Consider the following 16,606-nt stretch of genomic DNA (forward strand, 5'->3'; position numbering starts at 1 on the left):
ACGAGCTCGGAGACCAGAGCAAGACGCAACATGAGGTAATGGTTATTCCCTTTTCGATTGGTGCAACGCAGCACTGGTTTTCGAGCTAGCGCCCCGTAGGGCAAGGTAAATTGCACCAATCTGCTTTGTTATAAAATTTCTATGTAGAATAACTATACTTCAATTTTATGCCAGGCATCTCGGCACAATTTGCCTTGCTGACTTTGTATCTTGAAGTATCATGGGTATAAACCTTCAACTTCATGCCTTGATATAGTCACCTCTCAACTTGCTGACTTCTGCATCTTCAAATGGCTTGGGTATACATTATCGCCAGCTTATGTAGAGCAACTACACTACGCAGACTATGCCTTGTACAAAAAACCAGCAAGCTGCTGTAAAAACAATCTCGAAAGATCAACTGCCCCTAATGGTTAAGGTGGTTTTTCTATTTAACAGGCTTTATTAGGAGTTTTGTTTAATACGGTTAGCTAATTCTTTATATTGCTCGCTTATCTTCTCACCAAACAGCGGATCACTGTGGCCATCATCCTGCCATTGTTCTTTAAGCTTGCGCCAATCATCCTTGCTTAAACTTGCTTCAATCTGCGGCAATATTTCCTTCTCTTCGTAGTTCATATGCGCTGACTGCAGATTGACAAAGTGTTTCAATCTGTCAATACACTGCTCTTTGGGCACCACGGCATCCAGTAAAATCATTTCTAACAATTCATCAAGTTCGATTGTCGCTTCTTTAATCAATTGATGCTCCTGCGATAAACGATTGGCAACTGTATCAGGCACAACGCGATATTTTAAATAATAGTCATAAATCATATCCTCAAGGGGATGATGATATTTGTCAGAATAATTTTTTAAATAGGTAATAATCACCTTCACCAAGCGATAATCTATCTGCTGATCCTGTTCTAATAGCTGAATCTTTTCTTTTAGCAACTTTAACAGTTTGCTCATATTGACATGGTCTTTATGAATTTTAGATAACATCATAGATACTCTCAATAGATAATTTAATCCCGCAGTATACCGCTTCGACAGGAACAAACCGCTGAACTATATCACATTTACCAGATAATCAATGGCTCGCCGCGTTCAGCCAAAATGTCATTTACCTGACTAAAATGCTGACAGCCGAAGAACCCCCGATAGGCAGACAAAGGTGACGGATGCGTTGAGATTAACACTCTGTGTTTACTCTGATCTATTAAACGCCCTTTTTTATGGGCGTAGCTCCCCCACAATAAAAAGATAACACCGCTGCGGGTATTATTTATTTCACGAATCACGTTGTCTGTGAAGATCTCCCATCCTTTATTTGCATGGCAGCCGGGAGCCGCCTGCTCAACCGTTAATACCGCATTTAACAGTAAGACACCTTGTTTTGCCCAATGTTCCAAATTACCTGATTCGGGAATTTTATAATTATCTACAGAAGTTGATAATTCTTTATAGATATTGCGCAGTGAAGGCGGAATTTTTATCCCTTCAGGTACCGAAAAACTAAGACCATGCGCCTGTCCCTCTCCATGATAGGGATCCTGACCTAAAATAACCACTTTAACATCCTCTAACGGCGTTAGATCAAATGCATTAAAAACCAGCGGTTCAGGCGGGTATATATTTTTTCCTGAAGCGTGCTGCTCCTGTAAAAAGGTTTGCAGCGCCTGATAATATGCCATCGTTTGTTGCTGTTTAATAAAATCTTTCCAACTCATTCTTTTTCCTTTTTAAATCGATACATATGACGCTTAATATAAATAATAACATTAATCATTTAATAACAAATAGTTAACAACTAAAGTGAAATATAACCACAGCAAATATTGTTCCAAATCAAACCTGCAGCAGGCAAAACTGCGCCATTTTTATATTGCAATGACACGCATCAAGTAACAAGCAAATAACCACAAGAAAAACATGTGAATATTGATTTACATCAATCAACTCACCCCCTATAATCGACACTGACTTGTTAAACAGCTGGTTTAATTTTTAATAAGTTTTCAATACTGTCATTTTATTACACGTTTTATTTTTTAACCCAACTAAAGGAGCTTCACATGGCTTTTGGAATTCAAATCACTAAATCTGAAAATGCATCTCTACTTAACTCTTTCTGGTTATTAGACGAAGCGAATGCTCAGGCACGTTGTTTATGTGTGAAAGACGATCTTTACGCACAAGATCAAATCATCTCTCTTGCTGATTTAGGCGAGATTGAATATAAAGAGATCGTTGTACAGGCGCCTGCAGCACAGGAAGGTGGTCAGCATTTAAACGTAAACGTATTACGCAGAGAAACTCTGCAGGATGCAATAGATCATCCTGAAAAATACCCTCAGCTGACTATTCGTGTATCGGGTTATGCAGTACGTTTTAATTCGCTCACAGCAGAGCAAAAAGCGGACGTAATGGCGCGTACATTTACCGAGTCATTATAAGCAGTGGGGGTTGAACCTCCCCCCCCTGTTGATGAGTTAATAGTGATTAAGGAAGGGAAGTAACTTACTTCCCTTTTTCTTTTTTCTATTTGTTGATGGGTTTTATCTTTCTCTGGCGTATCAGCCCTTCCTGAATCGTTGAGGCAACCAGTTTTCCTTCCCTTGTGTAGAAATGCCCCTTCACCAACGCACGCCCATCAGATGCAACCGGGCTTTCAACAGCGTATAACATCCAGTCATCGAGATGAAAGTCATGGTGAAACCACATGGAATGATCAATGGTCACAACCTGCATCCCCGGGGATACAAAAGAAACACCATGCGGCTGTAATGCTGTCGGTAAGAAGTTAAAATCGGAAGCATAAGCTAATAAATAACGGTGTACGCGCAAATCATCCGGCATTTTTCCATTTGCTTTGAACCATACAAAGCGTTGTGCAGGCTCAATCTCTGGGTCACTGGGGTTAACAAATCGCACCGGACGCATCTCGATCGGCTTTTCTAAAATAAGCTTATCACGAATGGATTCCGGCAACAGATCAGAGTGCAGCAGTGCCATCTCCTGTTCGGAAATTAAATCTTCAGGGATCGGCACATCAGGCATCTCAGACTGATGTTCAAAACCCTGTTCCCGGGCTTTAAAAGAGGCTGTCATATAAAAAAGAGATTTGCCGTCCTGAATGGCTTTAATGCGCCTAACTGACAGGCTTTTACCATCACGAATGCGCTCAATATCATAAACAATCGGGCGGTCAGTTTTACCCTGGAGAAGAAAATAGGAGTGAAAAGAGTGCACCATCTTATTTTCATCTACGGTTTCTTTCGCAGCCGAGAGAGCTTGCCCCATAACTTGTCCGCCAAATACTGCACCGGTTCCCAAGTCCTGACTGTTCCCGCGAAATAAGTTCTCTTCTAATTTTTCCAAATTAAGCTGATCTAATAGATCATTTAATACTTTACCCATTTTTGCTCCCAAAAATAAAGGGCGGTGATCTCCGCCCTTTATTATTTGCAGACACTCTTATACCCATGTTACTTCAAGATACTTTGTCATCTTGAAGTATCATGGCTATATCTATTACAGAGCCATCAATAATGCTCTAACCTGCGCAAAATCTGCAGGAAGTTCTTTCGACAATAAAGCTAAATCAGCACGAGAAGCCAGTTCTTCAGGGATGAAAATTTCGCGCCCTAAAATTTCTTCTACGCTTTCTTTAAATTTAGCAGGATGCGCAGTACATAAGAATAAACCTGTTTCACCTTCTTTCAACTGTTTTCTAAGTTCGCTATAAGCAATAGCACCATGGGGTTCACATAAATAACCTAAATTATCCAGTTCAACCAGAGTTTCGCGTGTTTGTGCATCATTTAATTTTCCGTAACCAAGCTCAGAGAGAGACCAGCCTTGTACTTTAAATAGCTCTTCAATACGCGGCCAGTTATTTGGTTGACTCACATCCATTGCATTGGACAAGGTTGCAATCGTCGCTTTAGGCTCCCAGCTCCCGTCACGTAAAAAACGCGGTACGGTATCATTTTCATTGGTCGCAGCGATAAAACGTTTTATAGGTAAACCTAAAGACTTAGCCAGCAAACCAGCAGTCAGATCGCCAAAATTACCACTTGGTACAGAAACCACTAAATTATCCCGCTGTTCAACACTTAATTGTGCGAAAGCTTCAAAGTAATAACATATTTGCGCTAATAACCGGCTGATATTAATTGAATTTGCTGAATTTAGACCAATTGCTTGTTTTAATTCCTGATCATCAAAAGCCTGCTTAACCATTGCCTGGCAGTCATCAAATGAACCATCAATCGCAATTGTTGTAATATTGCCACCAAGTGTGCAAAACAGTTTTTCCTGCAGCGGACTGATCTTTCCTTTCGGGTAAAGAATCACTACATCGATGTTTTCCATATTATAAAAAGCATGGGCTACTGCCGCACCGGTATCACCGGAGGTCGCCGTTAAAATAGTAATTTTATCCGGGCCTTTAAATTGTGCTAAACACTGCGCCATAAAACGGCCGCCAAAATCTTTAAAGGCTAATGTTGGTCCATGAAAAAGTTCCAGAGCGTTAATGTTCTCAGTCACTTTTTTCACTGGTGCATCAAAAGTAAAGGCTTTGGATACGATACTGTAAACCGTTTCTTTGCTTAATTCATCACCAATTAAATGTGATAAAATTTCAGTTGAACGATCCACTAAATTCATTGATAAAAGCGTATCTATATTTTCCAGGGGAGTGATCGTATCAGGAAAAAAAAGTCCCTGCCCACGCCCTAAACCTTGTTTAACAGCCTGCTGAAAACTGACTTGTTCGCTGTGGTCTTTGATGTTGTATAAATTCATAGTTCTGTTCCTAACACGCGCGCGCCCTGTTCATCAAGACGGCAAATATGACAAAATCCTTCATCATTCTGAAGAAAATTTTCTGTTAACCAATGTTGTAATGACTGTGCCTGGACAAGATCTGTCATCACGGCAAATACTGTCGGCCCGGATCCCGAAATTCCCATCGCTAATGCCCCGCTTTGCTGTGCAAAAAGGCGTGCCTCTTTAAAGCCCGGGATAAGCTGTGAACGATACGGCTCCGCAATAACATCCTTAAGCATTTCTGCGGCCAGTTCAGGCTGGTTACTGTGGCTGGCATGAACAAATGCGCCTAAGCGGCGCCCGTAAGTTAAGGTATCACTTAAACGGTACTGTGCCGGTAAAATATTCCGTGCAGCCGATGTAGAAATACTGATGCCGGGGTAAGCAACAACCCAATACCACTCCTTAAAGGAAGGGATGGTCTGGCTAATCACTCCGCCTTCATTGATCATTAACTGCATACCGCCCAGATAGCAGGGGGCAACATTATCATAATGGACACTGCCGCTGATTTGTCCTTCCATCTCTCCCATTAGCAGCAGCATTTCGTTTTCATCAAGAAGGTAATCATGCCAGGCATTTAATGCTTCTAATGCTGCCACAATTGAACTGGAACTTGAACCCAGACCGCTGCCAACCGGTAAATTTTTCTCCAGTGTCATTTTAACAGGCAATATTTCCTTATTCTGTTTTTTTAAGGCGTCCTGATAAACTAAATAACACTGGTAGACAATATTGGTTTTATAATCTGCAGGTAATTTATGCGCATAACGACCGCTACACTCCAGTGAAAAACCGAAGTCACCGGCTGATATTTTCACCCGGTCACCAAATAGATCGCCATTAATCGGAGCAAGCGCCCCGCCCAATACATCAAAGCCTACGCTGACGTTTGCGGTCGATGCCGGTGCATATGCAACAACACTCATATTAGAACTCCTGTTTCCAGTTTAAGGTACGTAATAAGTCTGCAAAGACCCCTGCTGCAGTCACTTCAGTTCCCGCACCATAACCACGCAGCACTAATGGAATTGGTTGATAATACTGACTGTAAAATGCCAGCGCATTTTCACCGTCTTTTACTTTATACAGCGGATCATCTTCATTAACCGCCTTAATACTGCATTTACATTTACCGTTTTCAATATTACCGATATAACGTAAAACCTGACCGTTTTCCGTTGCTTTAGCCTGCAGTTCAGCAAAATAAGCATCAGCTTCTGGTATACGCGCCATAAACTCATCAACACTGCCCGTATCATCAAAACCCGGTGGCAGCACTTTTTCAATTTCCACATCATCAAGGGATAATTCCATCCCCGCTTCACGTGCTAAAATAAGTAATTTTCGGGCAACATCAGTACCGCTTAAATCATCACGGGGATCCGGCTCGGTAAAGCCAAGGTTACGTGCTTCTTTGGTCACCTCTGAAAACGCCAATCCATCATCTAATTTACCGAAGATAAACGACAGAGAGCCCGACAAAATACCGTTAAACTTAACTAAACGATCCCCGGCTTTAAACAAATTCTGCATATTTTCAATAACCGGTAAACCTGCACCTACGTTGGTATCATATAAGAATTTACGGCGTTTCATTAACGCGGTTAAACGCAGTTGATGATAATAATCCATACTGGATGTATTGGCTTTTTTATTCGCGGCAACAACGTGGAAACCAGCACCTAAAAAGTCAACATAACGGGCGGCAATAGCATCATTACTGGTACAATCAACGATAACCGGATTGATGATATGAGAATCATTAACCATTGCCTGCATAGCCGACAAAGATAACTTCCCGGTTGCTTCGGCCAGCAAATTACGCCAGTTGCTTAATTCGATCCCCTTTTCGTCCATTAACATTTTGCGACTGTTGGCAATACCGCAGACACGGATTTGGATATTTCTTTCCGACAAATATTCCTGCTGACGGTACACCTGATCAACAAGTGCGCCCCCCACGCCACCACTACCGATTAAAAACATATCAATATACTGGATGCTGCCGAAGAAACTCTGGTGGCAGGCAATGATCGCTTCTTTTGCTTTTTTCTCTGAAACCACCGCTGAAATAGAGCGCTCTGATGAGCCTTGCGCAATGGCTGTCACATTGATAGACGCTTCCGTTAACGCAGTTAAAAAACGTGCCGCCACGCCCTTCGCTTTTTTCATACCGTCACCAACCAATGAAATAATCGCCTGCTTTTCAACCACATCGATAGGCTCTAACAAATTATTTTTAAACTCTAAAGCAAACTCTTCATTTAAAACATGCAATGCTTTGGGTGTATCCGTTGAATAGATACAAAAGCTTAAGCTGTACTCGGAAGATGACTGAGTTATCAGAATAATCGAGACGCCTGAGCGAGATATGGTCGAAAATATCCGCCCGGCCATACCAACAATACCTTTCATACCGGGTCCGGAGATACTCAACATAGAGAGTCCTTTAAGATCAGATATTCCTTTTACCTGCAAGACTTCATCTCCAACTTCAGAGCCAATTAAAGTGCCATTTGCCTGTGGATTATGAGTGTTTTTAATTAAACACGGAATGTGATGCTGTGCTATCGGAGCGATAGTTTTAGGGTGTAACACTTTAGCGCCAAAGTAAGAAAGCTCCATCGCTTCTGCATAACTTAACGATGTTAATAATTTTGCATCTTTGACTAAACGCGGATCACAACTGTAGACACCATCTACATCGGTCCATATTTCACAACATTCAGCTTTTAAGCACGCCGCTAACACGGCCGCCGAATAATCAGAGCCGTTTCGCCCTAATACTAATGTTTCACCCTGTTCATTACCCGCGGTGAAACCGGGCATTAAATAGATAGCATTTTTAACCATGCCTTCTTTTTCAAATAAAACGCGGGAAGCTTCAATATCAATTTGTGCTTCAAGATAACCGCCTTTATAAGCAATCAGCTTTTCTTGTGGTTTTATCACTTTGACCTGATGCCCTTTAGCGATTAACAGCTGTTTCATGCAGGCAATACTGAGTAACTCCCCTTTACTTAAAATTTGAGCCTCTATGCTGGGCGGGCATTGCGCCAATAAGCGCACCCCTTCAAGCAAGTCACTTAAATGCGATAATTCACGCTCAAAAATAGTTTTCAGTAAATCATCTGCAAACTCGGCGTAGGTTTCTTTCAGTGTTTTAATCAGATCAGCAAAAATACGCTGAATATCGGTCAAATGCGTTTCTGCAGATAAACCTTTACTGGTTTTTTCAACAACCGCAACGAGATTATTGGTTACCCCGGCTGGCGCTGATAAAACTAAAGCTATTTGAGATTGTTGCTGATTACTAATAACAATATCAGCAACCTGGTTAAAACGTTCGGCATTTGCTAATGACGTCCCGCCAAATTTAAGTACGCGCATTGATACTCCCTGTTGAAATACGAAAAACCCGCAGCAATGCGGGTTCAGGAAAAGCGATGATTTATTTAATAAACTCAACAACTGCAGAGTGCTTAACTGCATACTCTGATAAGAAGTTTAACTGAAGATATAAGCTATAAACCATGGTGTTATTTTTACTTTAATAAATATTAAAAAATCCTGTGAAGCTATCATAACAAAGCTTTCTCAGGACGGAAACAATTCACTGTTTAGTAATGTGGTTTTTATACCCATGATACTTGAAGATGCAAAGTCAGCAAGGCAAATTGTGCCGAGATGCCAGGCATAAAATTGAAGTCTAGTTATTCTACATGGAAATTTTATAACAACGCAGATTGGTACAATATTCCTTGCCCAACGGGGCGCCGACTCGAAAACCAGCGCTGCGTTACACCAATCGAAAAGGAAATAGCCATTACCTCATGCTGTGTTTTACTCCGGTCTCCTGTCCCGCGCCTGACAAAGCATCTTGAAGTAACATGGGTATATAAGCAAACCCGCTTTAAATTAAGGACGTAATATTATTTACCAGTTGATTCATATCAATCAACATTTGTATTTGTCACCTTTATCTAACAATCTAGTTGTTATCTAAATGTTAAGTATTTATAGTAAAGCACATGATTTATTAAGATGAATGTGTTAGTAACAACGCTTAGTTAAATATTTACGGTCGTTGGCACAGTTTTGTCTGGAAGCATTTGTTTATTGTAAATTATTTGTTTCAATAGATAAAAAAATTGTAAAGAAAAAAATGTTCTGATAACTCTTAATCAGCAATAAAAAACAAATCCCACCTGAATAAGTCGAAAAGATAATAAAGATTCAAAACTAGAGAGGTACCCAATGTCAACAGCGAATATACTTATTGTTGAAGATGAGTTAGTCACACGTAATATGTTAAAAAGTGTCTTTGAAGCAGAAGGATATAACGTTTTAGAAGCCAATGATGGCAATGAAATGCACCAGGCTATAAAAGAAAATAATATTAACCTGATTATTATGGATATTAATTTACCCGGTAAAAATGGATTGTTATTGGCAAGAGAGATACGTGAACACCAAAATATTGCCCTTATTTTTTTAACCGGCCGTGATAACGAAGTCGATAAAATATTAGGCTTAGAAATTGGCGCGGATGATTACATCACTAAACCCTTTAATCCCCGTGAATTAACGATACGCGCGCGTAACCTGTTGACCCGTACTATGCAGGATAATATCTATTTTGAAGAGGTACGTAAAAAAATAGAAAACTATAAATTTAATGGCTGGACACTTGAAATCGATAGTCGCTCATTAATCAGCCCGGTTGGCAGAGTATTTAAATTACCCCGCAGTGAATTCAGAGCTATTTTACATTTCATTGAAAATCCCGGCAAAATTCAAACGCGTGCGGATTTACTAATGAAAATGACCGGTAGAGAGCTAAAAGCCCATGATCGTACCGTAGATGTCACTATCCGCCGTATCCGGAAACATTTTGAGAGTATTCCCGATGCGCCTGAAATTATCGCGACCATTCATGGTGAAGGGTATCGTTTCTGCGGTGAAATAGAAAAATAATGAATAACATTTAAAGGCACCTAAGGTGCCTTTTTTATTGCCTGTTATTTTCCCTGACAAAAGCTTAAATCTGTCATTAGGAGCAAAATAAAACGGCTATAACTTTTTTAAAAGCAAAAAAAAAAGCTTCAACATATGTTGAAGCTTTTTAAAAACTGGTGCCCGGAGCGAGACTTGAACTCGCACACCCATAAGGCGAGGGATTTTAAATCCCTTGTGTCTACCGATTCCACCATCCGGGCAAAAATTTTAAAATTGGAGGCGGAACCCGGAGTCGAACCGAGATGGATGGATTTGCAATCCACTGCATGGCCATTCTGCCATTCCGCCAATAGTAAGTTTAAATTCTGGAGCGCTACACGAGACTAAAAAACAACTCATGACCCCGACTATTATGGTCAAGGTCGTGCTCAACAAATTGAACACCTATCACTTCAAATTTGGAGCGGTACACGAGACTCGAACTCGTGACCCCGACCTTGGCAAGGTCGTGCTCTACCAACTGAGCTAGTACCGCATCACATTTTAACTTTCATCTCCAGGTGTTTGTTAAATCAAATCCCCTGTCGATGTGTGCGCATTCTAATGATTATCCGATGCGAGTCAACCTACTTTAACTGTTTTTTTATTACTTTTAGCTCGTTAGCTGCTTTTTTAAACGAAGCGATGTTTTAACATACGAAAAGTTATGCATTTTTGCTCAGTGCTGGCCAGGCTGCTTTTAAATAAACAATCATAGACCACAGTGTTAACCCGGTAGCAATGTATAAAGCAGCAAAACCGATATATTCCATTTCAATTGAATGCTGCCAAATCAGTAAAAATAGCGCGGTCATTTGTGCGGCCGTTTTAACTTTGCCTAACCATGAAACGGCAACACTGGCTCTTTCACCCAGTTCTGCCATCCACTCCCTTAACGCTGAAATAATTATTTCACGGCAGATCATCACCATAGCAGGAACAGTTATCCAAATAATCGCATAATGTTCGACGATCATAACTAATGCGACAGCAACCATGATCTTATCAGCAACAGGATCTAAAAAAGCGCCAAAAGCAGTATGCTGATCCAGTTTTCGAGCCAGATAACCATCGAGATAATCCGTTATCCCGGCGATCAGGAAAATAAGTGCAGCTGCAAAGCCAGCCCAGGCAAAAGGTAAAAAATAAACTAATACAAAAATGGGAATTAAAAAAATTCGAAAGCCCGTTAATATATTGGGGATGTTTAACATTAAAGTGTCCTTTGATTCTCTATCCCCAATGCACTTGGAAATACCGGATTAAATAGTTACAACTAACTTAAATATAAGCTATTTTTGCATTTTATTGTTTCATTATGCAAATTCTTACGAAGAATTTATGATCATTGACATTTATTGGTCTTGATTCAAGCCGCAAGAACGTAATATTGGTTGTTATAATTAGGGTACAAGCTACCTTGTTAAATGTTTAAGTAACACATTACTGGCTCCGTTAATGTCTTTAGCAACGGTGAGTCTATTGCCTTTAATCCTCTCTTTGGCAAACCTAGCTTTTCATCAATAGCCCCCTAATACTGCGTGTTAGCTATGTACGATTCATTGCAATCAACAACCTGTTTACCGTATTTTTTAGCAAAATACCACTTTAAACGAAACTTAAAACTGTAGTGCTTTACATTAAGCATCTGACGGCAAGTGTTAGGCGAATCGTGCGTTTTTTTATTTTCGTGTAAGCACTCCTTTAATTTCACAAGTGGGCAAAAAAAATAGCATCATAATTGGACAAAATTTCGAATGCTAAACGGTTATAAAGGCCTAAGATAAGATCACCTTTACCTGTGGTGTATTTCCATGTTCTCAAGCAACCACAGCCAGTTATCTTGAGGATCTGCCTGCAATGGTGGGTTAATTGGAAGGAGCGACAGCAAATTATGCTTAACTGTTTAGGGGAAAATAACAGGCATATGTATTATTCAGTTACGGAAGATCAGCTCTAACTTCCTATGGCTTCCTGCAGATCCCATCGTTAGCCAATGACGCTCTTGCCATTCGGATTATCTTCCCTCACTTTTTTACAGCATTCGGGTTTGCTGGCTTCGCCGAGCAAACAAAAAAGGCTGGCCAATTAATTGGCCAGCCTTTTTATTAACCATCCAATCAAGGGCGGCTATCAGGATTAACGTTAGGTTAAGATTAACCAGTTATACGCTTATGTAACTCTTGTACCGAACTAACCGTTGCATCACTTGCTGTCGGATCCGCATAATGAGCCTGACATGTAGCCAGTGCGCCGTTTAAGGTAGTTGTGTAGTTCACTTTATAACGCAATGCGGCACGACGTAGTTGACGAGAGTCTTCAATCGCGATACGCCCTTCAGTGGTATTAACAATGTAGGTGTATTCATTATTTTTAATACGGTCAAGAATGTGCGGACGGCCTTCATGTACTTTCTTAACCAGGCGCGCTTCAACGCCCGCTTCTTTAAGTATCTCCATCGTGCCTTCTGTTGCATCAAGCTCATAACCTAACTCAATTAACTGGCTGGCTAATTTAGCGATGCGTCCTTTATCGCTGTTACGCACAGAAAGTAATGCGCGGCCGATATTCTGCACATCTTTGGTCGAACCAAGAGCGGCTTTGGCATAGGCTTCAGCAAAGGTAGCACCTGCGCCCATTACTTCACCTGTACTACGCATTTCCGGACCTAAGATAGGGTCTGAACCCGGGAATTTATTAAAAGGTAAAACCACTTCTTTTACCGAGTAATATGGCGGAATGACTTCCTTGGTAACACCTAGTTCTTTCAGTGTTTTACCCGCCATCACGCTGGCACCAATTTTTGCAATCGGGACACCGGTCGCTTTAGAAACAAAAGGTACGGTACGCGCTGCACGCGGATTCACTTCAATCATGTAGATTTCATTATCTTTAACAGCAAGCTGCGTGTTCATCAAACCGACAACACCCAGCTCTAATGCCAATGAACGAATGTAACCGCGCATTTCTTCCTGAATTTCAGCACTTAATGTATAAGCAGGCAATGAACATGCTGAGTCACCAGAGTGAACACCTGCTTGCTCGATATGCTCCATAATACCGCCGATCACCACATCAGTACCGTCACAGATAGCATCGATATCAACTTCAGTTGCGTCGTCTAAGAAACGGTCAAGCAGCACTGGAGATTCATTAGAAACGCTGACCGCCTCTTTAAAGTAGCGACGTAAATCCACTTCATCATATACAATTTCCATCGCACGGCCACCCAATACATAAGAAGGACGTACCACCAGCGGATAGCCGATGTGGTTAGCTGATTCAACAGCTTGTTCAAGTGTTGTTACTGTATCATTTTCAGGTTGTTTTAACCCTAAACGCTCAACCACCTGCTGGAAACGTTCACGGTCTTCCGCACGGTCAATCGCTTCCGGCGAAGTCCCGATAATCGGCACACCGGCAGATTCAAGTGCACGAGCCAGTTTCAGCGGCGTTTGACCACCGTACTGCACGATAACACCTTTAGGTTGTTCAACTTTAACAATCTCAAGCACATCTTCTAATGTGATCGGCTCAAAGTATAAACGGTCAGAGGTATCATAATCGGTAGAAACAGTTTCCGGATTACAGTTAACCATAATGGTTTCATAACCGTCTGCGCGCATTGCCATCGCAGCGTGTACACAGCAGTAATCGAACTCAATCCCCTGACCGATACGGTTAGGACCACCACCGATAATCATGATTTTCTCGCGATCCGACGGATTTGCTTCACACTCTTCATCGTAAGTGGAGTACATGTAAGCAGTATCCGATGAGAACTCTGCCGCACAGGTATCAACACGTTTGTATACCGGATGCAGGTTGAAACCCTCACGTAGTTTACGGATTTCAGATTCAACCACACCGACCACAGAGGCGATACGGCTATCGGCAAAACCTTTACGTTTCAAGCGTTTCAGTGCTGCTTGATCAAGCGAGCGTAAACCACCTTCCGCTAACTTTTTCTCTTCAAGAATAAGATCTTCGATTTGTACTAAGAACCAGTGATCAATCTTAGTGATTGCGTAAATTTCATCAAGGCTCATACCTAAGCGGAATGCGTCACCGATATACCAGATACGCTCAGCGCCCGCTTCACGCAGTTCGCGTAATATTTTATCTTTAGCATCAGCATCATTCAGGTCAACCATAGGGTTAAAACCATCTGAGCCAACTTCTAAACCGCGCAGTGCTTTCTGCAGAGACTCCTGCTGGTTTCGACCAATCGCCATTACTTCACCCACAGATTTCATCTGTGTGGTTAAACGGTCATTCGAATTGGCAAATTTTTCAAAGTTAAAACGAGGAATTTTTGTTACAACATAATCGATGGTTGGTTCAAAGGATGCCGGCGTTTTACCACCGGTGATATCGTTCTGCAATTCATCTAATGTGTAACCTACTGCCAGTTTGGCAGCAATTTTAGCAATAGGGAAACCTGTTGCTTTTGAAGCAAGCGCCGAAGAGCGAGATACACGCGGATTCATCTCGATTAATACCATACGGCCATCTTCAGGGTTGATACCGAACTGAACGTTTGAACCGCCTGTTTCAACACCGATTTCACGCAGTACAGCTAAAGAGGCATTACGCATTAACTGGTATTCTTTATCGGTTAAGGTTTGCGCCGGCGCTACTGTAATAGAATCACCGGTATGGATACCCATCGGATCAAAGTTTTCGATAGAGCAGACAATGATGCAGTTGTCGTTTTTGTCACGCACCACTTCCATTTCATACTCTTTCCAGCCGATTAATGATTCATCAATTAGCAGTTCAGTGGTTGGGGAAAGCTCAAGACCGTTTGAACAGATGTCATCAAACTCTTCTTTGTTATAGGCGATACCGCCACCGGTGCCCCCCATGGTGAAAGAAGGACGAATAATACATGGGAAGCCGACCATATCTAAAACACCGTAAGCTTCTTCCATTGAGTGTGCAATACCTGCACGCGGACATTCCAGTCCGATATTTTTCATGGCCTGATCGAAACGGTTACGATCTTCCGCTTTGTCAATCGCATCGGCGGTTGCACCGATCATCTCAACATTGTATTTTGCTAATACGCCTTTAGATTCAAGCTCTAAGGCACAGTTTAATGCGGTTTGGCCGCCCATGGTCGGTAAAACCGCACAAGGACGTTCTTTGGCGATAATCTTTTCAACAACTTGCCAGTGGATAGGCTCGATATAAGTGGCATCGGCCATTTCCGGATCAGTCATAATAGTTGCAGGGTTAGAGTTAACCAGTACAACACGGTAGCCTTCTTCTTTTAACGCTTTACAAGCTTGTGCACCGGAGTAGTCAAACTCACAGGCCTGGCCGATAACAATCGGCCCTGCACCAAGAATAAGGATGGTTTTTAAGTCATTACGTTTTGGCATCTGAAATTTACCTTTCTCTTCTGATCGTTAACTAGGCGTTTTTGTATTGTTCAATCAATTCAATGAAGTGATCAAATAACGGGGCTGCATCGTGTGGTCCCGGACTTGCTTCCGGGTGCCCCTGGAAACTAAATGCGGCTTTATCGGTACGGCGGATACCTTGTAGCGAACCATCAAACAGGGAGACGTGCGTCGCACGCAGGTTTTCAGGCAGTGTTTTTTCGTCAGCTGCGAAGCCGTGGTTTTGACTGGTGATCATGACAACATTACGTTGTAAATCTTTAACCGGGTGGTTTGCACCATGGTGACCAAATTTCATTTTCGCTGTTTTTGCACCACTTGCCAGCGCAAGTAGCTGATGACCTAAACAGATACCAAATACCGGGATATCTGTTTTTAATATATCCTGAATTGCTTCGATAGCATAAGTACACGGCTCAGGATCACCAGGACCATTTGACAGGAAAACGCCATCAGGATTCATTGCTAACACTTCAGCAGCAGGCGTCTGTGCAGGAACAACCGTTAAACGACAATCACGGTCAACAAGCATGCGCAGAATGTTACGCTTAACACCGTAGTCATAGGCAACCACATGGTATTTGGTATCCGTATTATCAGCTGGTAAACCACCCGTTAGTGTCCAGCTACCCTGTAACCATTCATATCTTTCAGCAGTAGTGACTTCTTTGGCTAAATCCATTCCTTTAAGACCAGGGAATGCTTTCGCTTGCGCAAGTGCACTTGCCACATCGATATTTTCACCGGCGACAATACAACCCGCCTGAGCACCTTTTTCACGTAAAATACGCGTCAGTTTACGTGTATCGATATCAGCAATACCCACCACATTACGGGCTTTGAGATAATCACTTAACGAGGCTTGGTTACGAAAGTTGCTGGCAAGGAGTGGCAGGTCGCGGATAACAAGACCGCAGGCATGAATCGATGTTGACTCTTCGTCTTCATCATTTGTTCCGGTATTTCCAATATGAGGATAGGTTAATGTAACAATCTGGCGTGCGTATGATGGATCAGTTAGTATTTCCTGATAACCTGTCATTGATGTGTTGAAAACAACCTCTCCGATGGAACTACCATCAGCGCCGATCGAAATACCTTCAAATACAGTTCCATCTTCCAATACCAATATGGCAGAATGACTCAAAATAACCTCCGTGGGGAAATGAAATTAAACTTCATGATTACAGGAGGAAAATAATGTTTTTTTTCCACCAAATAATCATAAACTTTGGCAAATTCGGGACATTCTATAGATCTTCGCCCTATTTAACCAATAAAATTTCAGTTCCGTGGCAAAAAAATGCCCAATTGATTGACCTGCCGGTTGAATTCACAGCGAGTAAAGTTGGGATAAGCATCACAGGCGAAAAACC

Annotated in this window: 11 protein-coding genes and 3 tRNA genes; 2 read left to right on the forward strand and 12 right to left on the reverse strand. The window is 41.7% G+C overall.

Annotation, left to right across the window (positions count from 1 at the left end; translation table 11 throughout):
• Positions 1-444 precede the first annotated feature (444 nt).
• Together ABZA00_RS03375 and ung are read right to left on the reverse strand one after the other, a co-directional pair.
• On the reverse strand, positions 445-990 hold the full coding sequence (locus ABZA00_RS03375) for a hemerythrin domain-containing protein (RefSeq protein ID WP_372880736.1): 546 nt from the start codon (positions 988-990) through the stop codon (positions 445-447).
• A 74-nt stretch (positions 991-1,064) separates the two neighbouring features.
• Positions 1,065-1,715 carry a uracil-DNA glycosylase gene (gene ung, locus ABZA00_RS03380; RefSeq protein WP_372880737.1) on the reverse strand — a complete coding sequence of 217 codons (651 nt, stop codon included), beginning with the start codon at positions 1,713-1,715 and terminating at the stop codon, positions 1,065-1,067.
• 345 nt (positions 1,716-2,060) lie between these two features.
• Here ung and grcA point away from each other — a divergent pair, with 345 nt between their 5' ends.
• On the forward strand, positions 2,061-2,441 hold the full coding sequence (gene grcA, locus ABZA00_RS03385; protein WP_372880738.1) for an autonomous glycyl radical cofactor GrcA: 381 nt from the start codon (positions 2,061-2,063) through the stop codon (positions 2,439-2,441).
• Positions 2,442-2,526: 85 nt separating this feature from the next.
• Here grcA and tesB read toward each other — a convergent pair whose 3' ends face one another.
• The 4 genes from tesB to thrA all read right to left on the reverse strand — a co-directional run bounded on the left by tesB (position 2,527) and on the right by thrA (position 8,214).
• Positions 2,527-3,405, reverse strand: a complete 879-nt coding sequence (gene tesB / locus ABZA00_RS03390; RefSeq protein WP_372880739.1) for an acyl-CoA thioesterase II — start codon at positions 3,403-3,405, stop codon at positions 2,527-2,529.
• A 114-nt stretch (positions 3,406-3,519) separates the two neighbouring features.
• Positions 3,520-4,797 carry a threonine synthase gene (gene thrC, locus ABZA00_RS03395; protein WP_372880740.1) on the reverse strand — a complete coding sequence of 426 codons (1,278 nt, stop codon included), beginning with the start codon at positions 4,795-4,797 and terminating at the stop codon, positions 3,520-3,522.
• Entirely contained in the window at positions 4,794-5,750 is a 957-nt protein-coding gene (gene thrB / locus ABZA00_RS03400) for a homoserine kinase (RefSeq protein ID WP_372880741.1), read from the reverse strand. The genes thrC and thrB overlap by 4 nt, the downstream gene beginning before the upstream one ends.
• A 1-nt stretch (position 5,751) precedes the next feature.
• Positions 5,752-8,214: a bifunctional aspartate kinase/homoserine dehydrogenase I gene (gene thrA / locus ABZA00_RS03405; RefSeq protein WP_372880742.1), complete on the reverse strand. Its 2,463-nt coding sequence runs from the start codon at positions 8,212-8,214 to the stop codon at positions 5,752-5,754.
• Between the two features lie 867 nt (positions 8,215-9,081).
• Between thrA and arcA the strand changes: the two genes are divergently transcribed.
• Complete coding sequence (gene arcA / locus ABZA00_RS03410) at positions 9,082-9,801, forward strand: two-component system response regulator ArcA (RefSeq protein ID WP_372880743.1); 720 nt, start codon at positions 9,082-9,084, stop codon at positions 9,799-9,801.
• A gap of 156 nt (positions 9,802-9,957) precedes the next feature.
• Here arcA and ABZA00_RS03415 read toward each other — a convergent pair.
• From ABZA00_RS03415 to carA, 6 genes are all read right to left on the reverse strand, one after another.
• Positions 9,958-10,043 (reverse strand) — tRNA-Leu (locus ABZA00_RS03415).
• 14 nt (positions 10,044-10,057) lie between these two features.
• Positions 10,058-10,131, reverse strand: a tRNA-Cys gene (locus tag ABZA00_RS03420).
• 111 nt (positions 10,132-10,242) lie between these two features.
• Positions 10,243-10,318, reverse strand: a tRNA-Gly gene (locus ABZA00_RS03425).
• A 169-nt stretch (positions 10,319-10,487) separates the two neighbouring features.
• Positions 10,488-11,036 (reverse strand): CDP-diacylglycerol--glycerol-3-phosphate 3-phosphatidyltransferase, encoded by a 549-nt coding sequence (gene pgsA / locus ABZA00_RS03430; RefSeq protein ID WP_372880744.1) that lies wholly within the window; start codon positions 11,034-11,036, stop codon positions 10,488-10,490.
• A gap of 942 nt (positions 11,037-11,978) precedes the next feature.
• Positions 11,979-15,209, reverse strand: coding sequence for a carbamoyl-phosphate synthase large subunit (gene carB / locus ABZA00_RS03435; protein WP_372880745.1), 3,231 nt, complete (start codon positions 15,207-15,209; stop codon positions 11,979-11,981).
• Positions 15,210-15,240: 31 nt separating this feature from the next.
• Complete coding sequence (gene carA / locus ABZA00_RS03440) at positions 15,241-16,377, reverse strand: glutamine-hydrolyzing carbamoyl-phosphate synthase small subunit (RefSeq protein ID WP_372880746.1); 1,137 nt, start codon at positions 16,375-16,377, stop codon at positions 15,241-15,243.
• Positions 16,378-16,606: the final 229 nt, after the last annotated feature.

The organism is Psychromonas sp. (assembly GCF_041586535.1).
Classification (GTDB): domain Bacteria; phylum Pseudomonadota; class Gammaproteobacteria; order Enterobacterales; family Psychromonadaceae; genus Psychromonas.